This window comes from Coleofasciculus sp. C1-SOL-03 (genome assembly GCF_040220555.1).
Taxonomy (GTDB): Bacteria; Cyanobacteriota; Cyanobacteriia; order Cyanobacteriales; family Coleofasciculaceae; genus Coleofasciculus.
Genome location: NZ_JAVJUO010000005.1, coordinates 1 through 21,681, shown reverse-complemented (window position 1 = coordinate 21,681; position 21,681 = coordinate 1). Strand labels below are relative to the sequence as shown.

15 protein-coding genes and 1 pseudogene are annotated in these 21,681 nt (G+C 45.8%); 7 read left to right on the top strand and 9 right to left on the bottom strand.

Features of this window, described 5'->3' with window-relative positions:
- Nucleotides 1-129 precede the first annotated feature (129 nt).
- Nucleotides 130-672: pseudogene (locus RIE73_RS00595) on the bottom strand (RRXRR domain-containing protein); the annotation flags it as partial.
- Nucleotides 673-1,507: 835 nt separating this feature from the next.
- On the opposite strand from RIE73_RS00595, the gene RIE73_RS00590 reads away from it, so the two are divergent.
- Entirely contained in the window at nt 1,508-3,220 is a 1,713-nt protein-coding gene (locus tag RIE73_RS00590) for an ABC-ATPase domain-containing protein (protein WP_446399328.1), read from the top strand.
- Between the two features lie 353 nt (nt 3,221-3,573).
- On the opposite strand, the gene larA is transcribed toward RIE73_RS00590, so the two are convergent.
- From larA to rpe, 3 genes are all read right to left on the bottom strand, one after another.
- Nucleotides 3,574-4,854, bottom strand: coding sequence for a nickel-dependent lactate racemase (gene larA, locus RIE73_RS00585; protein WP_446399327.1), 1,281 nt, complete (start codon nt 4,852-4,854; stop codon nt 3,574-3,576).
- Nucleotides 4,855-4,939: 85 nt separating this feature from the next.
- Nucleotides 4,940-5,539: a Uma2 family endonuclease gene (locus RIE73_RS00580; RefSeq protein WP_446399326.1), complete on the bottom strand. Its 600-nt coding sequence runs from the start codon at nt 5,537-5,539 to the stop codon at nt 4,940-4,942.
- 668 nt (nt 5,540-6,207) lie between these two features.
- Nucleotides 6,208-6,915, bottom strand: a complete 708-nt coding sequence (gene rpe, locus RIE73_RS00575) for a ribulose-phosphate 3-epimerase (RefSeq protein WP_446399325.1) — start codon at nt 6,913-6,915, stop codon at nt 6,208-6,210.
- Between the two features lie 276 nt (nt 6,916-7,191).
- On the opposite strand from rpe, the gene RIE73_RS00570 reads away from it, so the two are divergent.
- Nucleotides 7,192-8,790, top strand: a complete 1,599-nt coding sequence (locus RIE73_RS00570; RefSeq protein ID WP_446399329.1) for a S8 family serine peptidase — start codon at nt 7,192-7,194, stop codon at nt 8,788-8,790.
- Between the two features lie 427 nt (nt 8,791-9,217).
- Here RIE73_RS00570 and RIE73_RS00565 read toward each other — a convergent pair whose 3' ends face one another.
- The gene (locus RIE73_RS00565) at nt 9,218-11,077 is read right to left on the bottom strand and encodes an Rqc2 family fibronectin-binding protein (RefSeq protein ID WP_446399324.1); all 1,860 of its coding nucleotides are present in this window, start codon (nt 11,075-11,077) and stop codon (nt 9,218-9,220) included.
- Nucleotides 11,078-11,323: 246 nt separating this feature from the next.
- Between RIE73_RS00565 and remA the strand changes: the two genes are divergently transcribed.
- The 4 genes from remA to RIE73_RS00545 all read left to right on the top strand — a co-directional run bounded on the left by remA (nt 11,324) and on the right by RIE73_RS00545 (nt 13,234).
- Nucleotides 11,324-11,590, top strand: coding sequence for an extracellular matrix/biofilm regulator RemA (remA, locus tag RIE73_RS00560; protein ID WP_446399323.1), 267 nt, complete (start codon nt 11,324-11,326; stop codon nt 11,588-11,590).
- Between the two features lie 14 nt (nt 11,591-11,604).
- Nucleotides 11,605-12,168, top strand: a complete 564-nt coding sequence (gene gmk / locus RIE73_RS00555) for a guanylate kinase (protein WP_446399322.1) — start codon at nt 11,605-11,607, stop codon at nt 12,166-12,168.
- Nucleotides 12,169-12,320: 152 nt separating this feature from the next.
- A complete protein-coding gene (locus tag RIE73_RS00550; protein WP_446399321.1) occupies nt 12,321-12,785 on the top strand; it encodes a hypothetical protein in 465 nt (154 codons plus the stop codon).
- Nucleotides 12,786-12,850: 65 nt separating this feature from the next.
- Complete coding sequence (locus tag RIE73_RS00545) at nt 12,851-13,234, top strand: hypothetical protein (protein WP_446399320.1); 384 nt, start codon at nt 12,851-12,853, stop codon at nt 13,232-13,234.
- Between the two features lie 40 nt (nt 13,235-13,274).
- Here RIE73_RS00545 and RIE73_RS00540 read toward each other — a convergent pair whose 3' ends face one another.
- Both RIE73_RS00540 and RIE73_RS00535 read right to left on the bottom strand, forming a co-directional pair.
- Complete coding sequence (locus RIE73_RS00540; protein ID WP_446399319.1) at nt 13,275-14,648, bottom strand: WD40 repeat domain-containing protein; 1,374 nt, start codon at nt 14,646-14,648, stop codon at nt 13,275-13,277.
- A gap of 92 nt (nt 14,649-14,740) precedes the next feature.
- Nucleotides 14,741-16,855: a hypothetical protein gene (locus RIE73_RS00535; protein ID WP_446399318.1), complete on the bottom strand. Its 2,115-nt coding sequence runs from the start codon at nt 16,853-16,855 to the stop codon at nt 14,741-14,743.
- 376 nt (nt 16,856-17,231) lie between these two features.
- Between RIE73_RS00535 and RIE73_RS00530 the strand changes: the two genes are divergently transcribed.
- Entirely contained in the window at nt 17,232-18,218 is a 987-nt protein-coding gene (locus tag RIE73_RS00530; RefSeq protein ID WP_446399317.1) for a GGDEF domain-containing protein, read from the top strand.
- A gap of 177 nt (nt 18,219-18,395) precedes the next feature.
- Here RIE73_RS00530 and RIE73_RS00525 read toward each other — a convergent pair whose 3' ends face one another.
- Nucleotides 18,396-20,102, bottom strand: coding sequence for an EamA family transporter (locus RIE73_RS00525; RefSeq protein WP_446399316.1), 1,707 nt, complete (start codon nt 20,100-20,102; stop codon nt 18,396-18,398).
- A gap of 402 nt (nt 20,103-20,504) precedes the next feature.
- A complete protein-coding gene (locus RIE73_RS00520; RefSeq protein WP_446399315.1) occupies nt 20,505-21,404 on the bottom strand; it encodes a hypothetical protein in 900 nt (299 codons plus the stop codon).
- Nucleotides 21,405-21,681: the final 277 nt, after the last annotated feature.

The following is a 21,681-nucleotide window of genomic DNA, read 5'->3' as shown; positions in this document are numbered from 1 at the left end:
CCTCACCAACATGGCTGTTAAGTTGTCAAGGTTCTGTTGGGTGTTACCCCGTCATTTTCCCTTGCGGCTAATCCTTCAAACCTAGGCTCTCAGAAGAACTCTGGCTGATTTCTAGCCAACGAATCGCACCTGACCAACCATAGCGGGACTAAACCCTTTGTCACCCCTGGCTTTAATCACCTCCACCACCACATCGGTGAATGGATAGATTCTACCCAGCTCCTGCACCACCCGCAAAGCAAGCTGCTGATTAGCTCGGATGCTGGGGGGGATTTTGTGACCTTTGCGGTTGTCAAACCTGTGTTGGCGGTGGTTGCGTTGTTTGAATGGGACATTCCGGTTAATCCGCCGTCCCCGCCGTCCCCGCCTCATCATTGCCCGTTGGCTCATCCGTTTGGTCACAGTCTTAAACGGTAGGTTTAGGTGTGCCAGAAATAAGGTTGCGCCCTTTGACTGGACAGCAATTCCACTGAACAATTTGCCGGGGTCGATTCCAGTCACGATATCTTGGGTTTGCTTACCCGATGGTTCCTCAATCAATTGGACTTGGAATATGCCTAAGTCATTGTGTACTACCTTGGCTTTTCCAGCCTTTAACCACCGTCGAACACGGCTGGCTTTGGCTGGCATTAACGGCTCACCATCTGGTGATAAAACTGGAACACGAATCATGGATATAAACCTCTCGTGTAAAGTTGTCAGTCCCCTCGACCGCCACCAACAAAATGTCCTTTCTTCAAGCGCCTATGACAAGTAGGCTTACAGGGTTCACGGACTGGGGAAGTATCCGGAAGTGTGTATCAGTTGGTGGTTCAATGGCACAATTGGCGCTCTTACGTTGCCCGACTTGTCCCTGGCAATCCCTAACCTCAACGAAGTAGGTTAGGGTTGCTGAACGGATTTAACTATATCGTTTTGCTGACCACTTCTAGTATAGTACACTTGCACTATATCGATCCGCTTTGAATCGTGAATATGCTAGTGAGTCTTACCCATCCACTGATAATCTGGATCAAAATGCGGCTGTGATTTACCCGATTGGGTTAGGTGATCACTTGGCTGTGGTAGTTTCTTGAGATGATGCTGCACTGTGCCATTACGGGACAAGGCTATACTAAGGAAAAGACCTTGAATTGATTCAATCAACTCCAATCAACGATTTTCAGATCAAGTGTATAGTTTAATTCATTTGTATCAATTAAAAATTCACTTTTTAAGGATAGAATACTGTAGAATTAAGCATTAATGTGAAAATAATATTGTAAGTTTTGATTTAAAGATAAATACAAAATTGTTCCCTATACTCCAAAACTCACACCATGACTACTCCAACTCCTTTATCCCGTGGGTACTTTTTCCTTAGAGTCATCTGCCTTCTGCATTCTCCTAAAAGGGGTTCGTTAACCTGGATTTAGTCTAATCTCCCTATTCGCTAGCGATATCCTTTAAGAAGTCGCGGATCTAGTAGTAGTGTGAAAGCAGCCATTAGCCACTTTATTACCACGTTATGAGTAATCGCGAGAAACTACGCCAACTTCTACTCCAACTTGACGACAAGAGCTACAAAGCCTACAAGGATATTAAGGGACGTTATCACTTTTCGGATTTCACCTTAATTGTCGATCGCGTCCAAGGTGATCCCTTTGCCAGTCCCAGTCATGTTCGGGTGCAACTGTCCCAAGCGGTGGCGGATTTTCCCAAAACCCTTTACCAAAGTCGTAGTCGAGAAATCGCTTTACGGGATTACCTGACACGCCAGTTTGATTTAGTGGCGCGAGAATTCAGTTCCCACCGGGGAACCGGGAATAGTGGGCGGATTGCAATTATGTCTGTGGGACAATCAGTAATTGAGCGCACGGCGGCTTTTGTCACTGATGAACTCGTCGAAGTTCGCTTTGTCGTCGGTTTACCTGCACGGGGACGACGTATCTCTGGGCGTCAGGCGGCGGAAATGTTGTGCGAGGATATTCCGGAGATTGTTGACCAAGCGCTGAAGTACGACTCTCTAGATGCGGTAGAGATTAAACAGCACGTTGAAACCATTGAAGATGCAGACTGGCTGCGTCAACAGTTAGCCGAACGGGATTTAGTTGCCTTTATTGCTGATGATGCCATTCTACCCCGACGCAGTGGTGTGGATGATCGTCCATTAGAGGACAATGCGTTACCCTTCCAATCCCCAGAAACCTTGCGGGAAACCTTTAATTGTCCCAATCGGGGTGAGGTAACCGGGATGGGGATTCCAGCAGGAATTACCCTGATTGTCGGCGGTGGTTATCATGGTAAGTCTACCGTCTTGCGATCGCTCGAGGTGGGGGTCTATAATCATATTCCCGAAGATGGGCGAGAATTGGTGGTAACTCAAGCCTCAGCGGTGAAGATTCGGGCAGAAGATGGGCGTAGTATTGCCAGTGTGGATATTTCGCCGTTTATTAACCAATTACCTCAAGGTCGGTCTACTCGTCAATTTTCCACCACCAATGCGAGTGGGAGTACCTCCCAGGCGGCGAATATTATTGAAGCGTTGGAAGCCAATACTCAGTTATTACTCGTGGATGAGGATACGGCGGCGACAAACTTTATGATTCGCGATCATCGGATGCAACAGTTGATTGCCAAAGACAAGGAACCGATTACGCCGTTTATCGATAAGATACGTCAACTCTACACTGATTATGGGGTATCGACCATTGTAGTCATGGGGGGTAGTGGTGATTACTTTGATGTCGCCGATACCGTCATCGCCATGGATAACTTCCAACCCTACGATGTTACCGAAAAAGCCCGTGCGATCGCGAAACAGTATCAGACGGAACGGATTCCCGAAGGCGGAAAAGAGTTTGGCGAGATTGCGCCGCGTATTCCCTTACCCCAAAGCATTGACCCCAGTCGCGGTTCACGAGACGTTAAACTTAAGGTGCGCGATGTGGATGAAGTTGTCTTTGGCAAAGAGGAAATTGATTTAGCTGCCGTTGAACAGATTGTGGAAAAAGGTCAATTACGGGCAATTGCTGAAGCAATTGTTTATGCCAAACGGCACTATATTAATGGACGACATACAGTTGCCGAAGTGCTAAATCGGATGATGGCAGATATTGAATCTCAGGGATTAGATTTGCTGGGAAATTTGCCAGAAGGAGACTTAGTATTATTCCGGCGATTTGAGTTAGCCGCCGCATTAAATCGATTGCGGACGTTGCAGATAAGGGATCATCGTTAGTAGCAAATCCGCTTAATTAGGGTCTGCTGAATAAGTTTTGGGGAGGGGATAGGCAATAGGGAATAGGCTTTCTTGCAATGGTTTCAACCTGAGGGGGTGACAAGGAACTTGAGGGTACTACTGGGTGTAGGGTGTAGGGTGTAGGGTGTAGGGTGTAGGGTGTAGGGTGTAGGGTGTAGGGTGTAGGGTGTAGGGTGTAGGGTGTAGGGTGTAGGGTGTAGGGTGTAGGGTGTAGGGAAAAATTGACGCTTCGACTCCGCGAGGGTGTCAACACCGATGGCGATAGAATCACCGACAATGTACTATTGCTCCCCCTGCTCCCTACCCCCACCACAACACTTATTCAACAGCCCCTAACTAATAACAGGTAACGTTAGCAACGCATGGGGAACAACTAATACATCCAACTCCTTACCCAACTCAGAAGCCACCATTGCTAAAGCCTCATCCATTGTCGCCGCAGGCAACATTTTACACGCCTCCACGACCTCTGGATAATCACTCCCAACAATAATCACCGAATTCTGTTCTAAAACCTTTGCCATGACAAAGGCACGTTGTTGACCCGGTGGATACCCCTGTTTACGTCCCTCCTCCAGAATTTGTTGTACAGAGGGGATATCTCGCATCGCCGCTAGAAAACGCTGTTCTCCTACTCCTTCACCCACACCTTCTGGACACTGGGCGGGAATAATTAAATAACCCCCTAGACGCACAACTGGAGTTGGGGCAAAAAACAGATAACTTGCCGCACGACTGGCTTGATAAAGGTTAGCATCTTTGGGAAACCCAACCCCGCCAATTACCACATCATATTGCTGAGAAATCGAGACTTGATTCAGGGTTTTTGCCTGTTTGACCAGTCGCTTATGAGTTTCTACTGGTTCCCCCGCTAATACCGAAACAATCCGCTTTTGGTCATCAAGAACCACATTAATAATAAATGCCAATCCCGCCCGCATTGCCGCTTCTGTCACCGCTTGCTGAAACGGATTTTCCTCAAGTTTACCCAGGCGACAATTGGGATGATCGATAAACTCAGGACCATGACTATAGGCAATTAAGGGTTCTCCAGCCGCACCTACAGCAACGGTTTTACACCCACCCGAATAGCCAGCATATTGATGAGGTTCGACGATTCCAGTGGCGATGAGTATATCGGCATGATAGGCTGTTTTATTCACCGATAAAGGGATACCATTAACAACACCTAAGTCTACTAACTGATCAGGATTTTGCGGTTCGTGGTCAATCACCCGATACCGATCAACCACCGCTTGTCCTAACTTCGTCACCTTTTCCGCAATAGTGCTAGGGCGATGCATGCCAATCCCGCACAGCAGTGTAATATCTTGGTCACGCACCCCTGCTGTTTCCAATTGTTGTAATATCGGTCGAATCAATACCTGATCGGGACTATCGCGAGTGATATCCGTAAACACAATACAAACGCGATCGCCTGGATGTGCCAATTGGTCTAAGGGTGGGGAATTAATCGGGGTTGAGAGAGTTTTCGCGATCGCACCCTCAACATCTGTCAGGGGTTGGACAGCTTCAGACATCGCTAATGTCCCCCGCATCCCTGGCGGTAACTCAAAGTCTAGAAACGTTTTTCCGTAAGGGACTTGGTACATTTGTCATTTGTCATTTGTCATTCGTCATTCGTCATTCGTCATTCGTCATTTGTCATTAGGATTTGGTACGATTACTCAAATCGGTTCACGCAAAATTGAAAATAGAAGTCAAATCCAGAATAAATTCGGGCAGTACCGATTCCCCAGATAAACAGGGAGAAATTTGGTGAGTGGAGAAATTCAATGTTTCCACCTCTCGATCAGGACGGTAAATTTCGGCTAAAGGCGTTTGGGGATCAAGTAACCAGCCTAACCGTAAACCATTAGCAAGATACTCCTCCATTTTGCGTTGTAGGGGGGGTAGGTTATCGGTTTCAGAACGCAACTCAATCACAAAGTCTGGACACAGGGGTGGAAATCGCCGTCTATTGTCCGGAGATAAGGCTTCCCATCGTTCTCGAATCACCCAAGAAACATCAGGCGATCTTTTAGCACCATTGGGTAATTTAAAAATAGTCGAGGAATCAAAGACATAACCGAGTCGAGTCTGGCGGTTCCAGATTACCAAATCAGCATTTAAATCCGAATTTATAATCCCACTTTCTCCACCCGTTGGTGGCATAATAATCAAGTCTCCTTCAGCCGTTAGTTCCATCCGATGTTCTTCATTTGCCATGCACAACTGATAGAATTGCTCATCGGTTAGAGTTACCGTGGTGGGAACATGCAAGGTTATTGCTTCCATGGCTGATCGGGAAAAAGCGTAGTGTCGTGGCACACCTTAATTGGTGGATTAAAATTGTAGGGGCGCATGGCGTGCGCCCGGTTTAAACGTCAAATCTATTCCACAATTTTAGCTGTGTCAGTCCAGTAGTGGCCTGGCACACCTTATTTGATGAATTAGAATTACGCCCGGAAACTGTAGGGGCGCAAAGACTTGCGCCCGATTCAATGGTCAAATCTATTCCACCATTTTAGCTGTGCCATGCCAGTAGATAGGGATAACCTAAGCAGGGCGGGTTTCGTTACGTTATCGGTTTTTGCCAAACCTTATCGGTAAAACCCGCCCCGACAAATCGGTTTTTCTGATATCTTGCACCGAGAGTAAGCGTTGACACCCGCCAAGAACTCAAGCACACACGTTAGGACAAATGAAGAAAAATTCAAATCGCTTAATCCCTTATCAGGTAAGCTTTTTTCTTCACTATTGCCCATTGCCTATTGCAAGAAAGCCTAGCGCGTAGCGCTATATTCTTATCCAGTCAACTCGATTCTGACTTTCGCTTGGGTTCCTTGGGTTTTAAGCCAAGGCGGTTGGTGAGACGGGTGCAAGATGTGAGTTTTTCTGGTTTTCAGGTTAAGTTGACATCAAACAGGGAAATGTAATGATACCATTCCACCTTGTCTGTTCTGTTAAACCGTGGCTAATTCCGGTTCGGGACGCTTGCTATTGCGAATTCCGGTAATCGCCTTGGCGTAATCATCCTGCTTAAACACACCCGAACCAGAAACGATCGCGTTTGCACCCGCTTCCAAAACTTGCCAGGTGTTCTCGGCTTTAAGTCCACCATCGACTTCAATCCAAGGATCGAGTCCGCGTTCATTGCAGATCTGACGTAACTTGCGAATTTTGGGAAGTACACCCGGAATGAAGCTTTGACCGCCAAAACCAGGGTTGACACTCATAATCAACACCAAGTCGCAGACATCTAGCACATAGTCAATCAACTCTAAGGGGGTGGAGGGATTGAGAACCACACCCGCTTGCTTACCCAATTCTTGAATCTGAGTCAGGGTGCGGTGCAAATGGGGGGAAGCGTTATGTTCCGCATGAACCGAAATAATATCCGCCCCAGCTTCGGCAAAATCCTCGACATACTTTTCTGGTTCCACAATCATCAAGTGGACATCCAGAGGCTTTTGGGTAACCGGGCGCAACGCTTTGACAATTAGAGGACCGATGGTGATATTGGGGACAAACCGACCATCCATCACATCAACGTGAATCCAGTCAGCACCAGCAGCATCCACTGCCTGTACTTGTTCCCCCAGTCGGCTAAAATCGGCGGATAAAATGGAGGGGGCAACGACGATGGGTTTTTGGGATTGCGTTTGGGTCATAACTGGTGATAGTCTCCTAAGTCCTCTATTCTTGTTAAGTTTTATCCTAACAAAGTCTTTAACATTCCTCTAACAAAACCTGAATCGATAAATCTAATCTCCAAGCCACCGTCATCAATGGCATCAATCCCGATAAAAACGACTCTCAGGCTGCTACTCCAAACTTGGCAAGGGAGGGTTTGGCATAAACGTTATCATTAATAGCAATAGTAAGTGGCTCAACCCACCCCCATACCCTCAAAACAATACTTCAAGTTAGGAGAACCTGCCTTGGCTATGCGGTCGCTGATCAAAAAACTGGGATGGATGATTGGAGGTGTAGGACTCTCTACCCTGACCACCCCAATCTTAGCGTCACCGATTTCGATTGGAGAAGCTGGAATTGATGCGTTGCGACTCCATGCTCCCCCCTACAACTTGAGAGGTCATAAAATAGCCATTGGTCAGGTGGAAATCGGTAGACCAGGTTTATTTGGCGTCGATAAAGCTGTATCTTGGAATCCCGCGATCGCACTGGAGCGGGTTTTTTATCGCGATCGTCCGGCGAAAGCGGATACGGATGTGGATACCCATGCAGCCATGGTAGCTGGGGTGATGGTGAGTAAGGATAAAACCTTACCTGGAGTCGCACCAGGAGCCAGACTCTACGCCTCGGCTGTCGGTTCCCCAATCCGCAGTGGACAGCCGGAAGAATGCCTATCCTCCCAACACGTCGCCTTGCAAAATAGTGGTGATGTGCGGGCAATTAACTTTAGTTTTGGCGAATCTCTGCAACGGGATGCCAGAGGATCACAAGCAGCGCTTGATGGCAATGCCCTGTTAACAAAATGTATTGATTGGTCAGCCCGGACTCATAATGTTCTCTATGTGATTGCGGGCAACCAAGGCAAAGGTGGCATTCCCATTCCCACCGATCACTATAACGGGATTACCACTGCCTATACCACCCAACGGCAAGGGCTATTTACCAAGGTAGACTTTGCCAACTTGAGTGATCAACCCGAAGGCATCGGTCGGCGGCTGATTCAACGGGAAATTAACCAGGGAACTCGCCGTGCGATTAATTTAGTCGCGCCAGGAAGTCAAATTTTAGTCTACGATCTGGATGGCAGAATTGCCGAGGTGAGTGGAACCAGTTTCGCCGCGCCGCATATTACTGCCTCAGTCGCCCTAATTCAAGAATTTGGCGATCGCCAACTCCGCGCCAATCAACCCCAATGGACGACGGATTCCAGACGCCATGAAGTGATGAAAGCGGTGTTACTCAACTCTGCTGACAAAATCCAAGACGAGGGGGATGGGTTACATCTGGGGATGAGTCGCACCCTATTGAGCAAAGATAATTACACTTGGGTAGAATCGGATGCCTATCTCAACGCCAAAATTCCCCTCGATATGCAAATGGGAACCGGACACCTGAATGTTTTCCGGGCGTATCAACAATTTAGTCCGGGTCAGTGGAGTTCAACGGGGGCTGTACCGCCTGTGGGTTGGGATTATAGTTCAGTTAAGGCTAAATCGTTCCAGGATTATGTCTTAGAAAAACCTTTAAAGGCAGATAGTTATGTGGCGCTGACACTGGCGTGGGATCGGTTGGTTGAATTAAAAGATGAGAATGGAAATGAGGTGTATGATGTCGGCGAACGTTTTCGCGATCGCGGCTTAAATAATCTCGACCTTTACCTGATACCTCTTGATGAGACCGATTCCCGCAAAAGTGCCTGTGCTTCTGTCAGCCAAGTCGATAGTGTAGAACATATATTCTGTCCCATTCCCACGTCCGGTCGCTATAAAATTCGGGTGCAGTATCGTCAACAGGAGCATGAAGACTCTCAACCTTACGCCTTAGCCTGGTGGACAGTACCCGAAAGATAGAGTTTTACCCAACGCTATTGCTAGTACAAGAAGGCAGAAGTCCGAAGGCAGATGGCAGAAGGCGATCAGGAACATAAGGTAGCTGCTTTTAAGCAGCTTGTTAACTGGTTAGTATTTGAAGCTGCGCTGCACTAGTTAGGCATAGCGCATCTGTAGGGGCGGGTTTAGGGATTAAATTAACAGATACACCTTAAACAAAACAAGGAAACCCGCCCTCTTCTTAACGACTATCAGTACGAACCAAGAATCCATGACCAATGACCAATAACTGAAAAAGACCATCAACTTGACAGATGGTCTTTTGCGTGCTACAGATGTCGTTATCGTTTCTGGAGGAAATCTGCTGCCCGTTCCCAAGCGCACAGCTTAAGATTTCTTCATGTTTTTATCGTAACAGAGAATACGTTTTTTATCAAAATTTACAGTCTTATCCAGAAAGATCTACCGTTTGATAGTGTTTAGCCTGTTGAGGACGCCCCCACAAGATCCGTTCTCGCTTGTAAATCGCCATCCCCGGTTTAGCGCCCTTGGGCTTATAAACATGCTTCGGCTCAGTATACACCACAGGCACCACATCACTCTGACGACCTCGACTATAATGGGCAGCTAAGTCAGCCGCAAACTGGAGATCCGCTTCATCCGCCACCGCGCCTGGATCTAAGCGTAATAAGACATGACTCCCAGCAATCTCTTGGGTATGGAACCACAGATCATAATCCCCAGCCGTGCGAAACGTAAGCTGGTCATTTTGGCGATTGTTACGACCAATTAACAATTCAAACCCACTCGGCGTGCGATAACGATAGGGTTCCGAGGCTTCTGTCCCATCCTGGCGGCGTTGATCTTGAACATCCAAATACCCTTGTCCAATCAACTCCTCGCGGATTTCCTGTAACGCCTGCAAATCTTCCGGCGTGGTGTAGCGATCAATCTGAATTAAGGATGCCTCAACCTGTTCCAAATACTCAACTTCCGCTTGCACCTCTTGCAATAACGGCACAACCGCCAGACGTGCCCGTTTCAGCTTTTGATGGCGTTTATAGAGGGCTTGAGCATTTTGCACGGCATTTTTGTCGGGATCGAGGGAAATTGTCAACGGTTGATTGGTTGCAAAATCTAGAACCGTTATCTGGTTCATTCCCGGTTGCCAATCTTGCAGATGCGCCATCAATAAGTCAGCCTGTTGACGATACTCATCCGCCTGTTCCGATTGCTGTAACCGTTGTTCAAAGCCTGACGCCTTGGAACGCGATCGCCCTAAAAAACTGTTGACTTTCTGTGTCAGTTGATTACGCAGTCGGCTAAACTCTTGTCGATTGAGTTGGTCAGTATAGTAACGATGCAGTAACACCTGGACACTTGGCGCAGGTTTAATCACACCCCAACCCAGCACATTATATCCATCCTCTGTCCAACCCGGTTGTAAACGGTTAACTTCCTTGTCTCCCCTAGCTTCCCAGACGCGCCATGGCGCGTCTCTACATGCTTCCTTGCTCCTAGACGTGCCATGGCACGTTTCTACATTGCTCCCCTGCACCTCGGCTCCCCAATTCTCCAACGCCAATAGCCATTCTTGCCAGCGCTGAAATAGCCGTTGCCAATCCTCTGTCTCTAACGTTTCCGTGGACTCTTCGGGATCTAAATCAGCAGCTTGGATCATCGAACGCACCAAAGCTGGACTTAATCCCCGATAACTTTTGAGTAATTGCCGTTTTAATGCTCCGGGAACTAAGCTAACTCGTTCTTGCCAACGCTCCTGAGACTCACTTAAACTGGGTAAATTCCCCAACAATGCTGGCGGATGGTCGTAAGGCTGACCCGTTTGAATCGGACGGACACTTGATTGCTGGGGACTCACTTGATGGGCGGCGGTGACGATGATATTTTTAGCATCGGTCAGAATAACATTACTATATTTACCCATAATTTCCACATACAGATGCCAGAGAATCGCATCTCCGGGGCGACGGGCAAATTGCAAGTCTAACACCCTCTCCCAAGGGGCAATAAACTGAATCCCCACTAGCGCCAACCCCTTTAACTGATGTCGCAGTTGGTCACTAAATGTAAACGTATCTGGTAGGCGAGGCGGCGGATCAGTTAAGCAAATTCGGGCGGCTTGGGGATGCCAAGCCAGCGTCAGCCATCCTCTACCCTGAAGCGTGCGTAAGCATAGAGCAATCGTATAGCGATCGCGCTGATAAACTTGTTCGAGTCGTCCTGGTATCCAGCCCGCTTGTAACTCAGCACAAGCGGCTGTCAAGGTCGTAACGTCAACCTGTTGCATGTCTTAGTGATGTAGTGTAACGGTGTTTGGTGCGTTGCAAGCCTCCGTTGTCCTCTGACTATCTACTCAAGAGCAGATGACAAGTAAGCCGAATTTATGGCAAGCAAATCTCATCTTTTTTTAGCCTAAACCTGAAAATCCAGGTTTTCGGTGTGATTTAACCTTGTAAGCCTAAATTTTTGTAGATAACATTGAAATCAAATCCCTCGTAATCGCTCCTCAGGCGGCTTTTGCCGTTAGTTTTTCATGGACATTCAACTGATCAATATCGGTTTTGGTAACATTGTTTCGGCAAACCGTGTCGTGGCAATCGTTTCTCCAGAGTCTGCCCCGATTAAGCGTATCATTACAGATGCTCGCGATCGCGGACAACTGGTTGATGCGACGTATGGGCGACGCACGAGAGCCGTCATTATTACCGATTCTAGCCATGTCATTTTATCAGCGATTCAGCCAGAAACCGTTGCCCATCGCTTTGTCATTGGCAAAGATGGGGTAACCAGTCCTAATTAATTCGACAAGGAACCATGAGCAAAGCAGGCAAACTTATTGTAGTGACCGGTCCAAGTGGCGTAGGCAAAGGAACTCTGGTTCGTTTACTCTTAAAGCGGCATCCGCAACTGTATCTATCAATTTCAACGACCACCCGTCAACCCCGTCCTGGTGAAGTAGAGGGACAACATTATTATTTCGTCAGTCAGGATATGTTTAAGCAGATGGTCAGCGCCAATGAGTTATTGGAATGGGCAGAGTATGCGGGTAACTATTATGGTACACCCCGCAAACCCGTAGAACAGCACATTAAACGGGGTGAGTCAGTCCTGTTAGAAATTGAACTAGAGGGAGCAAGGCAAATTCAACAAACCTTTGCCAACGCCTTGCGTATTTTTATTCTACCCCCCAATATGGCGGAACTCGAACAGCGCATTCGTCGGCGGGGTCAGGATAATCAGGAGGCGATCGCGCGACGCTTAGAACGAGCGAAAGCCGAAATCGAGGCGGCGGATGAATTCGATCTGCAAATTTTCAATGACAACTTGGAAGATGCTCTTGTCAGTCTGGAAGCGGCTATCTTTACTAAACAGATGTAAAACTCCGGCTTGCTGGGAAGGACGAATCACCCGCGTTTTAACCGGGTGAGTGTCCCCAATTAAACTTAAATTAACATAATAGTTCAGAAAATAGAAAATGTGGTAACGTCCAAGTTAGCACTTTACCAATGTATTTTTAGGAGACTATGAAAATGAATTATAGTTTGCCTCATACAGAAATTGCTGACAACAACGAAAAAGAAGTAAGCCGTTTATCAAATGTTAACTTGAATGAATCTTCCCAAAAAACAATTCAAGACATGTCAAGAAATATGAAATATTACAATATATGCCTTGCTGTATTTGGAAGTTTTTGGTTAATAATTATGATCCTTGCTGTAATTGAGGAAAATTATAACTTAGCGGAAACACTATTCAATATAGTTGTTATCTTAATCCAAGCGGTTATATTTTTATTAATTTTTAAGTCCACTCGGCGTACTGCATCTTCTTTCAAAATAATTGTTCAAGACGGAAACTTTAGCCAACTTATGCCTGCGCTTGAGCAAATGAAAAAACTTTACAAGCTTCAGCGTCGAATTGTGGTACTTATTCTGATTCTTATTCCAGTAAAAGCTACAGTAGATATAGTATCACATTTTTTTGATAAAGGCTAAAGAATAACCATAGACTTTGCAGTAGCTATCAGGAAACAACGTTTAGTTAAGAGAGGACTAATACAATGACTTCATACGAATACGAATATGAATTTAAAAAAGGCGAAGAAAAAATAATTAATGACCTGTCTAAGGCAATGCGTTTTGTTGCTTTATTCCTAAATGTTTTAGGTTGGTTGCTCGTATTCGGAGGCTTATTACAAAAAAGGCTAGACAAAGACTATTTTTATACATTTGAGTTTATTATTACTGGAATAGCCATTCTCTTGGTTGCCCTCTGGACTAATAATGCGGCGAAATGCTTCAAAAAAATTCCCAAGGCTCAAGGTAGTGACATAAAAAACCTCATGGATGCTTTTAATGAAATCAGGAACCTTTACCGATTTAAATTCTGGCTTTGGTTTATTATGCCCATAATTTATATCGTATTAATATTTATTTACATTTAAACGCCATAATTAAACACTGACTAAACAACTTCTTATGCTCCTAAAAAATAATCCACATGGGAAGTGATCGCTCCCAGCCTAAATAAACTCTTTTTTCAATCTCCCAAAGTTTAATCGTTTCGTCCATACTGCCACTGGCTAAAAAATAACCATCAGGGCTAAACGCGAGGGAATAAACGGCGTATGGATGACTTTTTAATCGGCGAACTCGTTTGCCGTTCCAATGGTTCCATAACTCTATAGTTCCATCGTTGCTGCTAGTCGCTAAAACGTTGCCGTCACTGCTAACAGCGAGAGCCACTGTTCCATTTCGACTGTTGAAGGATTGGATAGGTTTAGCTTGATTAAGCTTATCCATATCCCATAATTTGATAGTCCCATCCCCACTGACACTTGCTAACTTTTCCGTATCTGTGTATTCGCTGATTGTACTGGTATAAAATTCGATGGCTACAACCCCAACTCCAGAATCACTGCTATGCTGTAGGGTAGTCTTTAATGATAATTGATCATCACTTACCTTCCATAGCTTGACCGTTCCATCTGCACTGCCACTCGCTAAAGTTTTACCATCCTGACTAAATGCAACAGAAAAAACAGCATCATAATCTTTATTCTTATTCGGGTCATTAATGGTATTGTCATGAGTAGACCAGGTTTTTCGCTTGTTAATGTTCCATAACTTGATTCTCCCGTCTTCATTACCAATAGCTAATAACGTGTCATCATTCTGGTTATGGGAATTCGGTCTAAATGCCAAAGAATAAGCCGCATTGGTTTCTGAATTCTTTAAGTTTTTACAAAGTTTCCATTTAGCAGAATTTGCTGCAATTTTACTGTCGCAAAAATTTTCTGCATTAGGAGACTGTACATTTTCTGATTCCGAGAGTTGCCAGAGTTGAATCAGTCCGCTAAAAGTACTAGCTGCTAATGTTTTTCCATCAGGGCTAAAGGCAATAGACGAAATGATCGGAGATTCTTGGTCATTAACAACGGTCACTTCTTGGTTGGGACTGGGATTTTTTTCTGCGTTAACTAAATCATTATCATTGCCTACATTCCAGAACTTAATTTTACCTTGATCTCCACCGCTAGCTAAAGTATGGGAATCAGGTGCAAAGGCAACAGCGTTTACTTCATCATTTTCTTCATGAGAGTAAAATTTTTCACTTTCTGCCAGATAACGGAGCGATTTTAGAGCAATTGGGTCATAATTATTTGCATTGTTCTTAGGCAGAATAACTTTAAAGACATCCTTGCCGCCATTATACTCATACCACCCTCCAAATCCTAGCACTACTATAAAAACAATCACTAGGATAGGGTCTGGCAACTGTTTTATCGTCCTCCAAGTTTCAACCAATGGCTTTACGCTATATTTGATTTTTTGCTGAATATTTCTGCTTGCCTGCATGGACTATAATCCTTCCCGACGTTTAATTATGCCTCTAAATTATCTTTAGGTAGCCAGCTTATTAATAACTCCGATATCTGAGTTTAATTGGCTCATTCGTAAAATAAATCAATATCAATTAACTGGGCAATACTTTTCATCAGGTTGGCTTCACTCCTATTCTCAATATTGCCTCGATAGTAAATTTTTACGCAGTAAGAATTAAACCAGGCTTGTTCGCTTGCTTGTTCTCGATTTATCAACGCCTCGGCTAATTCTAAATAGCACCGAACATTTCTACTGTCTGGAGTTGTTGGTAGCTGAGTATCTAAATCTTTTGCCTTATTAAAATAATTTTTAGCTCGTTCTAATTCAGATTGATCCCAAGAGTTTTGATTAAAGTCAACTTTCGCCCACGCCAGGATACCTTGATTGATATGAAGTTCTTTGGTTAGTCTATCTGTCTGAACAGATTGCTGAGCATCTTGGTTTTTATTGGAATTGCTTTCTTTACTTCCCGTTCCTCCTTTAGCTATCATCCGTTTAACTTGAACGAAGTAATTCTCAGCCTGACGAATTGTCTCATCCTCTATTTTCTCTGTCCAAGCCACCTTTTCCGATTCCTGGAAAACCATTGCCCTGCCTAAATTGAGTATGACTTCAGGGTTATTCGTTGCCAAAACACTATTGTATTCCTCAATAGCTTTTTCAAAATCTTGTTGGTCTTCATAAACCTTTCCCAACTGCAAGCTAACCTTGGCTTTAGCCTCAGCATCCTCAAACAGTTTCTTGGCTTGCCTAAATTGCCCCTCTGCTTGAAATAATTGACCTTCATCGAGATAATTTTGCCCTCGCTCCAAGTACCAATTCCCGATCTGTGGCAATGACTGATTAATCCCGTAAACCATTCCTAAAGCCGCAACCGAAAGACCAAAGGTTGCTCGTGCATGCCAACTCTGGGGAATAAAGGTAAGGTCGTCAATTACATTTTCTATCAATTTCCGTCCTTTCTGGGTTACCGTAGCACCCCCCAAACTCACTAAGCCTGCACCCTGTACTAAGACGAGGGAATTTTGCAGAATATCCGATTGCACCGCGTCTTCTTCTTGGACAAAGGTTTGAAACGTCTGGGTTGTATTCGCGGCAATGCCAGCCCCAACTACAATACAAGCCAGTGCGCCCAGAATCCACAACCGATCTTTAAGCCGCATTGGTTCATTTTCTTCGCCAAATATGCTAAGTTTAAAATCCCACCACCAATGGGATTCCTCTTGTTTTAGCATCTTTTTCCAAACCCGTAATCGCTTTCCTGTAGTGCGAACCCATGGCTTTTGTTTCACATCTTTCAAATCTTCATCCAAATTAATCAGAATTTTAGCGATTCGCTCGGGTATCGATGACTGCTCTTGCATAGCTGTTTCAACGGCATCACGAGCTTTGAGTAACTGTAAAACTTTTTTCTCTTGGTCTTCCTCCGATGCATCGGCAGCAAATTTCAAATTTTGCACGTCTTGGAGGACTTCCTTGTAGTCATTTACATATTCAATAAAATCAGGCTCTTCTGTTCCGAGTTGCCACCACCAACTGTCTAGTGGAGATTGAAAACGATCATTCCATGGGTCAAGTTTCTCATTGTTGTTGATCACTTTGTTGATCGCGAAGGCTTGATCCCACAAGCGATCATCTAAGTCCATAATTTTGGCAATGTCTTCCTGTGGCAGTTTCTTTTCTCCGCTGCAAAGTTGTGCCACTTTATCCCGCGCCTGAAGCACCGCTAATATTTTCTCCGTCGATGTTTCTCGGACATCTCCTAGCTCTGAGAGGGCTTGTTTGTACTCCTCAACGGCTTGGTTGAGTAAGGTATCTAGATCAGTGATCATCTGCCACCACCAGGGGTTAGATGAGAGGTTGAGATTCTCTTTCCATTCGAGTAACTGATCAATGTATTTCGCTAATTCAGGATTAGTCGCGATCGCCTCACGCTGATCCTGTAAACGGCTATCTAACTTAATCACTCTGGCGATACTTGCTCCAGATGGGTTTTTATCATTCTCCCGTCTTGTCTCAACCACATCACGAGCAACGATCACCTCAACAATCTGCTCAAAAGATGGATTCTTCGTTGATTCGAGCTCGTCCAGCGCCTTCTCGTAGCGTTCAATAGACTTGTCTAATTGGCTGGCTGGTGTGGCTTGAGGGGCGACTATGGCATCAGCGTCAATCATCATTCGGCATCTCACTTAGCTAGGATTACTGGTTCCGGAGTCGAAATGTGCTTAAACTACAGGGGACATAATCGGAATCCAGAACTAGCGACTTTTATTTTTCCGAAGACTATCGCATAAATCTAGTGTACAGGAAAACCCCATCATAGGCATTTTAATGCCAACGATCGGAGATCGATAGACTTTTATCAATGATCCATGGCTTCAGCCGCCACAGAGGATTTCAGGGAAAGGTAAGCTCACCTCTGTAGTCAACCCTGAGTAGATTACCAGCTAACCTACCTGATTGGTGACTTCAAAGGACTATTCATGCCAGTATAGAAGAACCGATATCAGGGGCATCACGATAATCTCTCATCGTTTAAAAGCGCACGTAAGCATGCAAAGTCAATTAAATACCCCTGTACTAGAACAATTGATTGATTCACTTCAATCCAGTTATTCAGTGGAAGAGGCATGTACAACGATTGAACCCTTAGTCCAACACCTTTTTCCCGATGAAATTGGGGCAATTTTTGTCATGAACTCCTCAAAAAACTTACTGGAGGCGATCGCAACCTGGGGTTCTGTCCCGTTGACGAGCGATTCGGTCTTTTCGCCCCACGAATGCCTAGCATTACGACGCGGACAGTCTCATTTGGTTGATGACACCCATTATTGTTTAAACTGCCAGCATATTCGCGCTAATTCTCCCGCCGTGGAAACCTTTTGTGTTCCCATGATTGCCCATGGAGACACGGTGGGGTTGTTGTCCGTCAGTTCCCTGCAACGGGGGCGAATTGCCCAAACTCGACAGTTAGCCGAGAAAGTGGCGAAGCATATTGGCTTGGCATTAGCCAACTTAAAACTGCGAGAAACGCTGAAAACCCAGACGTTTCGAGATCCGCTGACGAAACTGTATAACCGACGTTACCTGGAAGAATGTTTTGAGCGCGAAATCCGCAAGTCTCAACGTCAACCTAAGCCCATCGGGGTAATTTTATTGGAAATCGATGAGATGGAACAGTTAAACCACCGATTTGGCAAATCTGTGGCTGATTTTCTGTTGCGCGAGATTGGGTTTTTATTACCCAGCCAAATTCGGGCGTCGGATATTGCTTGTCGTTATGGCGGTCAACAATTTCTCCTATTATTGCCAGAAGCCGGGTTAGCTGTCACCCAACGACGCGCCGAACAACTGCGACAGAGGATTGAACAACTCAGTTTAGACTATCGGGGTCAATCCCTAGGTTCTCTGGCAATTTCTGCGGGGGTAGCCAGTTTTGCCGAACATGGTAAGACGGCGAAGGAAGTGCTACAAGCGGCTCAGATCGCCCTGAATTTGGCAATTGCTGGAGGACGCGATCGCATTGTCATAGCGTCTTAGTGTCGGGTGTCAGGTGTCGGGTGTTGGGTGTCGGGTGTTGGGTGTCGGGTGTGGGGAAAATCATGTTTCCGATTTGCCATGGCACGTCTGGAACATTGCTCCCAGACGTAGCATGCTACGTCTCTACATGGCTCCCCTGCTTCGGAGATGACGCGATTCCCTACGGGATAGCTTCGCTTACCGCACCATGTTCAACGTCGCTACTCCTATTGTTACCAGCACCATACCCACCAGTTGCGGAACCGTCAATGGACTCTGAATCAGAATCCCAGCCAAGAGTGCGGTTAACACAGGTAACGTAGCCCCTAAAACCGAAGCACTAGCTGCACCACTTCTGGCAATTCCTATGGTGTTGCAGACATAACTAATCAAAGTCACACCGCCTAAAACCAGACCACTAATTACTAGATTTGAACTCAAACTCGGCGCAAATACTACACCCCACGATGCTGGGAAGGATATCATTACACCCAAGGCGGAAAATATCAGGACAATGGCTAAGTTTAGCAATAGAATTGGCATCGGATGAAGCTGTTTTGCCAAATTTTGCATTAACATCAAATGCAGCGCAAAGGCGATCGCCGCCCCTGACGCCAGGGTAATGCCGAATTGTGACAGTTCCCCGCTACCACTGGGTAGAGTCGTCAGCACGAACCCAGCAATTACCGTAGCGAAGGGAATGAAATAACTCCATCGATTAAAGCGATCGCTCAATAGCAACAGCACGATGGGATAGATAAAGAAAATAATTACAGCAACACCGGGCGCAATGATTCCTAATGCCCAATACAGCAATACCTTAGATAAGAACAGTAAAAACCCGCTACATAAGAGAGTACCGAATAAACCCCAATTGCGCGATACATTCCTCCGGAACAGGCTCCGCCAACGCAGCACCTGCTGAATATCTCGCCACACCCCCGGATAAAACCCCCGACTCAAAATTGCCATCAAGGGTACAACCACCAACATCCGTGACCATAGTACCAGTAAGGTATTCCCTAGCGTTGGCTGCCAAAAGCCGCCCACCGATGCTGGGACTCCCGCGAGCGCTGTGGCGTTAAAAATAATATTGACAAAAACGCTTTCAAATGCTAATGCTAGCAATGATAACAACACCAGCACTAACCCGACTAGCTGTTTCCCCGTGGATGGTTTTGGCGGGCGCGGTTGAAGCTGGGTCGGCGGCACCACAGGTAAGGGTGATTCAGCCGCCGATCTGACGATTTCGCCCTGATTAGAACGAGGAGAAGACCCATTGTCATCCGGAGGGGGTAACGGTAGATGAGTCGGGGCGGCGGGAGGAATTTGAGAACGGGGTTCAGAGGTAGAAGATGGGGGCGGAATTTCCGCTTTGAGTCGATTCACCAGTGTCTCTAGAATCACCTCCCCTTGTTCCTGTAAACTATACATCTGGCTCAATTGTTGGGAAATTGAGCTTTGATAGCTATTCAGATCCTGTTGCAGGGTTCTAAACGTAGTTCTCAGCGTGTCATCTAGGGAGGCGACTAATTCCTGGATAGTTTGCTGATGATGTCCCACCGTCTGATCAACGGAGAGTGGTTCTGAAGACTCGGTGAGTTGTTGGAGTCGCTGGCTGAGTAAATCGTGCAGTTGATTGGCTAAGATTGAGGCAATTTCAGACGCCGATTCGGGCTGTGGATTTAATGGCTGCTGTCGTTGAGCGTGCAGCGTTTTAATCTCCTGTGTCAACTCGGCTTTTTCTTGTTGTAGTTGTTCAATCTCCTGAGTAAACTGAGTCATGAGACGATGACGCAACGTCTCCATTTCCTCAATACTCTCAGTCATGGATTGCAAGAGATCGGCGGCGGCTTGTTGTTCCCGATTCTCGGCGTTTTCCGGTTGATTGTCTAGTTGCCCCATTTCCAATACCACTCGGTTAGTGTACTTAACATCAGGAGATTCCCCCAAACCCCCCTTCAAAAGGGGGGCTTACTGTTCCTCACAAGGGTAGGTTTTTTAAATGGGGGTTTAGGTAAGACTTAGAAGACAGGTAGACCAGTAGACAAGGAAGAGTGAGAACGAAAAATAGGGCATTTCGGCTTTTAGAAGTTAGTTTGACCGAACCTAATTCTGTACGGTTTTTCCCCCTTGTCTTCTTTCCTTTCTTGTCATCCTTGTCTTGTCCCCACCCTTGCAGTCATAAGTTCACTGCTTTGAGTCAGTCAGATGATGAATTTTAACTACGCCCCCGTAGAGCGTCAAGTCTTTTTCTGCCTCTCAATGTACCGCTAAATGGTCTTATACCCAACATGCTTTGGGAATTTACGCCAGATCTAATTTTTTCACAAGTGCCGTGAGATTGCATCGGGCATAGCCAACAACTTGAGGAGAGTGATCCTGTAGCCGGAAGAGAATTTGTAGCAGGGTTTGAGACAGGGAATTGCTATACACACGAAACAATTGTTCCTGGAGTTGACAAAGAATGCGATCGCCGGCAATATCATCAGTACCGGGGCGCATTAGCCAATGGGTTCTCAAGACGTGCAGATGGCTGATGTCATCGCTTTGGATAACCTGATTAATTTCCCTGACGGCTTGTTCTATTAATCGATCCGTTACCACTTTCATCACCATGGGTTGTAGGGTAAAGGAGGGTGTATCAGCACTGAATCGTTTTTCGATAAGTGATCGCGTCTCCAAAGCGGCAATCCCGGTTAAAATGACACTCGGATCAGAAGCATAGAGCAAATGGCTTTGTAATCGGCATAATGCGATCGGTTCTTGCCAAATGGCTAACCAGTAGGCAATTGAGCGTTCAGATTCAGATAATCTATTGAATTGCTGGTTGAGTAATGCTTCCAGGCGATCGCCTACAATGATACTACTCTGGCGGCGAAATGCGCTGACATTCCCAGCAAAAATTGACTGAATCAACGGTATTATGGTTTTCAATGCCAATGGATTACCCCGGTACTGTTGACACAAAGCGGATAATCCCGGTTCTTTCCCGGTGAATCCTCCGGCTTGCAGTAATGCCATTGCATCAGCCTGTTCTAAGCCTTGCAACCTTAAACAGCGAACCCCTTTCGAGTTAGCCGCGATCGCATTAAATCCGGGGAGTTGTTCGCGACTGGTGATCAGAATACAACTCTGATGGCGTTTGCGGCTTAAGGTTTGCCACAATTTACTGTAGTCCTCAATATTGTCTTTCTGGTGCAACACCGCATCAAATCCATCAAGTACCAGTAGACAGCGACGCTGTTGGAGATGATGCTTCAGTTGTCTTATTCCTGAGTGACTATCTTGAATAACCGTTGGTTCAAAGGTATTCAGGATACTGTCGAGTAGGGTTAGCAGGGAGGGTTGATAACAGACAGCCAGTATGATACTATATGGTCATATTGGCTTAAATTTACTCAGATTGGCGATATTCCTTTGAGAGAAGCCGTTAAGCGACTTGGATTACATAAAAACACGAAGCAGGAAGTAGGCAGATAAT

Bases quoted from the DNA above. Each gene is read 5' to 3' on its own strand.
- RIE73_RS00590 (WP_446399328.1), top strand. From the start codon at position 1,508: ATGAGTAATCGCGAGAAACTACGCCAACTTCTACTCCAACTTGACGAC.
- larA (WP_446399327.1), bottom strand. From the start codon at position 4,854: ATGTACCAAGTCCCTTACGGAAAAACGTTTCTAGACTTTGAGTTACCG.
- RIE73_RS00580 (WP_446399326.1), bottom strand. From the start codon at position 5,539: ATGGAAGCAATAACCTTGCATGTTCCCACCACGGTAACTCTAACCGAT.
- rpe (WP_446399325.1), bottom strand. From the start codon at position 6,915: ATGACCCAAACGCAATCCCAAAAACCCATCGTCGTTGCCCCCTCCATT.
- RIE73_RS00570 (WP_446399329.1), top strand. From the start codon at position 7,192: ATGCGGTCGCTGATCAAAAAACTGGGATGGATGATTGGAGGTGTAGGA.
- RIE73_RS00565 (WP_446399324.1), bottom strand. From the start codon at position 11,077: ATGCAACAGGTTGACGTTACGACCTTGACAGCCGCTTGTGCTGAGTTA.
- remA (WP_446399323.1), top strand. From the start codon at position 11,324: ATGGACATTCAACTGATCAATATCGGTTTTGGTAACATTGTTTCGGCA.
- gmk (WP_446399322.1), top strand. From the start codon at position 11,605: ATGAGCAAAGCAGGCAAACTTATTGTAGTGACCGGTCCAAGTGGCGTA.
- RIE73_RS00550 (WP_446399321.1), top strand. From the start codon at position 12,321: ATGAATTATAGTTTGCCTCATACAGAAATTGCTGACAACAACGAAAAA.
- RIE73_RS00545 (WP_446399320.1), top strand. From the start codon at position 12,851: ATGACTTCATACGAATACGAATATGAATTTAAAAAAGGCGAAGAAAAA.
- RIE73_RS00540 (WP_446399319.1), bottom strand. From the start codon at position 14,648: ATGCAGGCAAGCAGAAATATTCAGCAAAAAATCAAATATAGCGTAAAG.
- RIE73_RS00535 (WP_446399318.1), bottom strand. From the start codon at position 16,855: ATGATGATTGACGCTGATGCCATAGTCGCCCCTCAAGCCACACCAGCC.
- RIE73_RS00530 (WP_446399317.1), top strand. From the start codon at position 17,232: ATGCAAAGTCAATTAAATACCCCTGTACTAGAACAATTGATTGATTCA.
- RIE73_RS00525 (WP_446399316.1), bottom strand. From the start codon at position 20,102: ATGGGGCAACTAGACAATCAACCGGAAAACGCCGAGAATCGGGAACAA.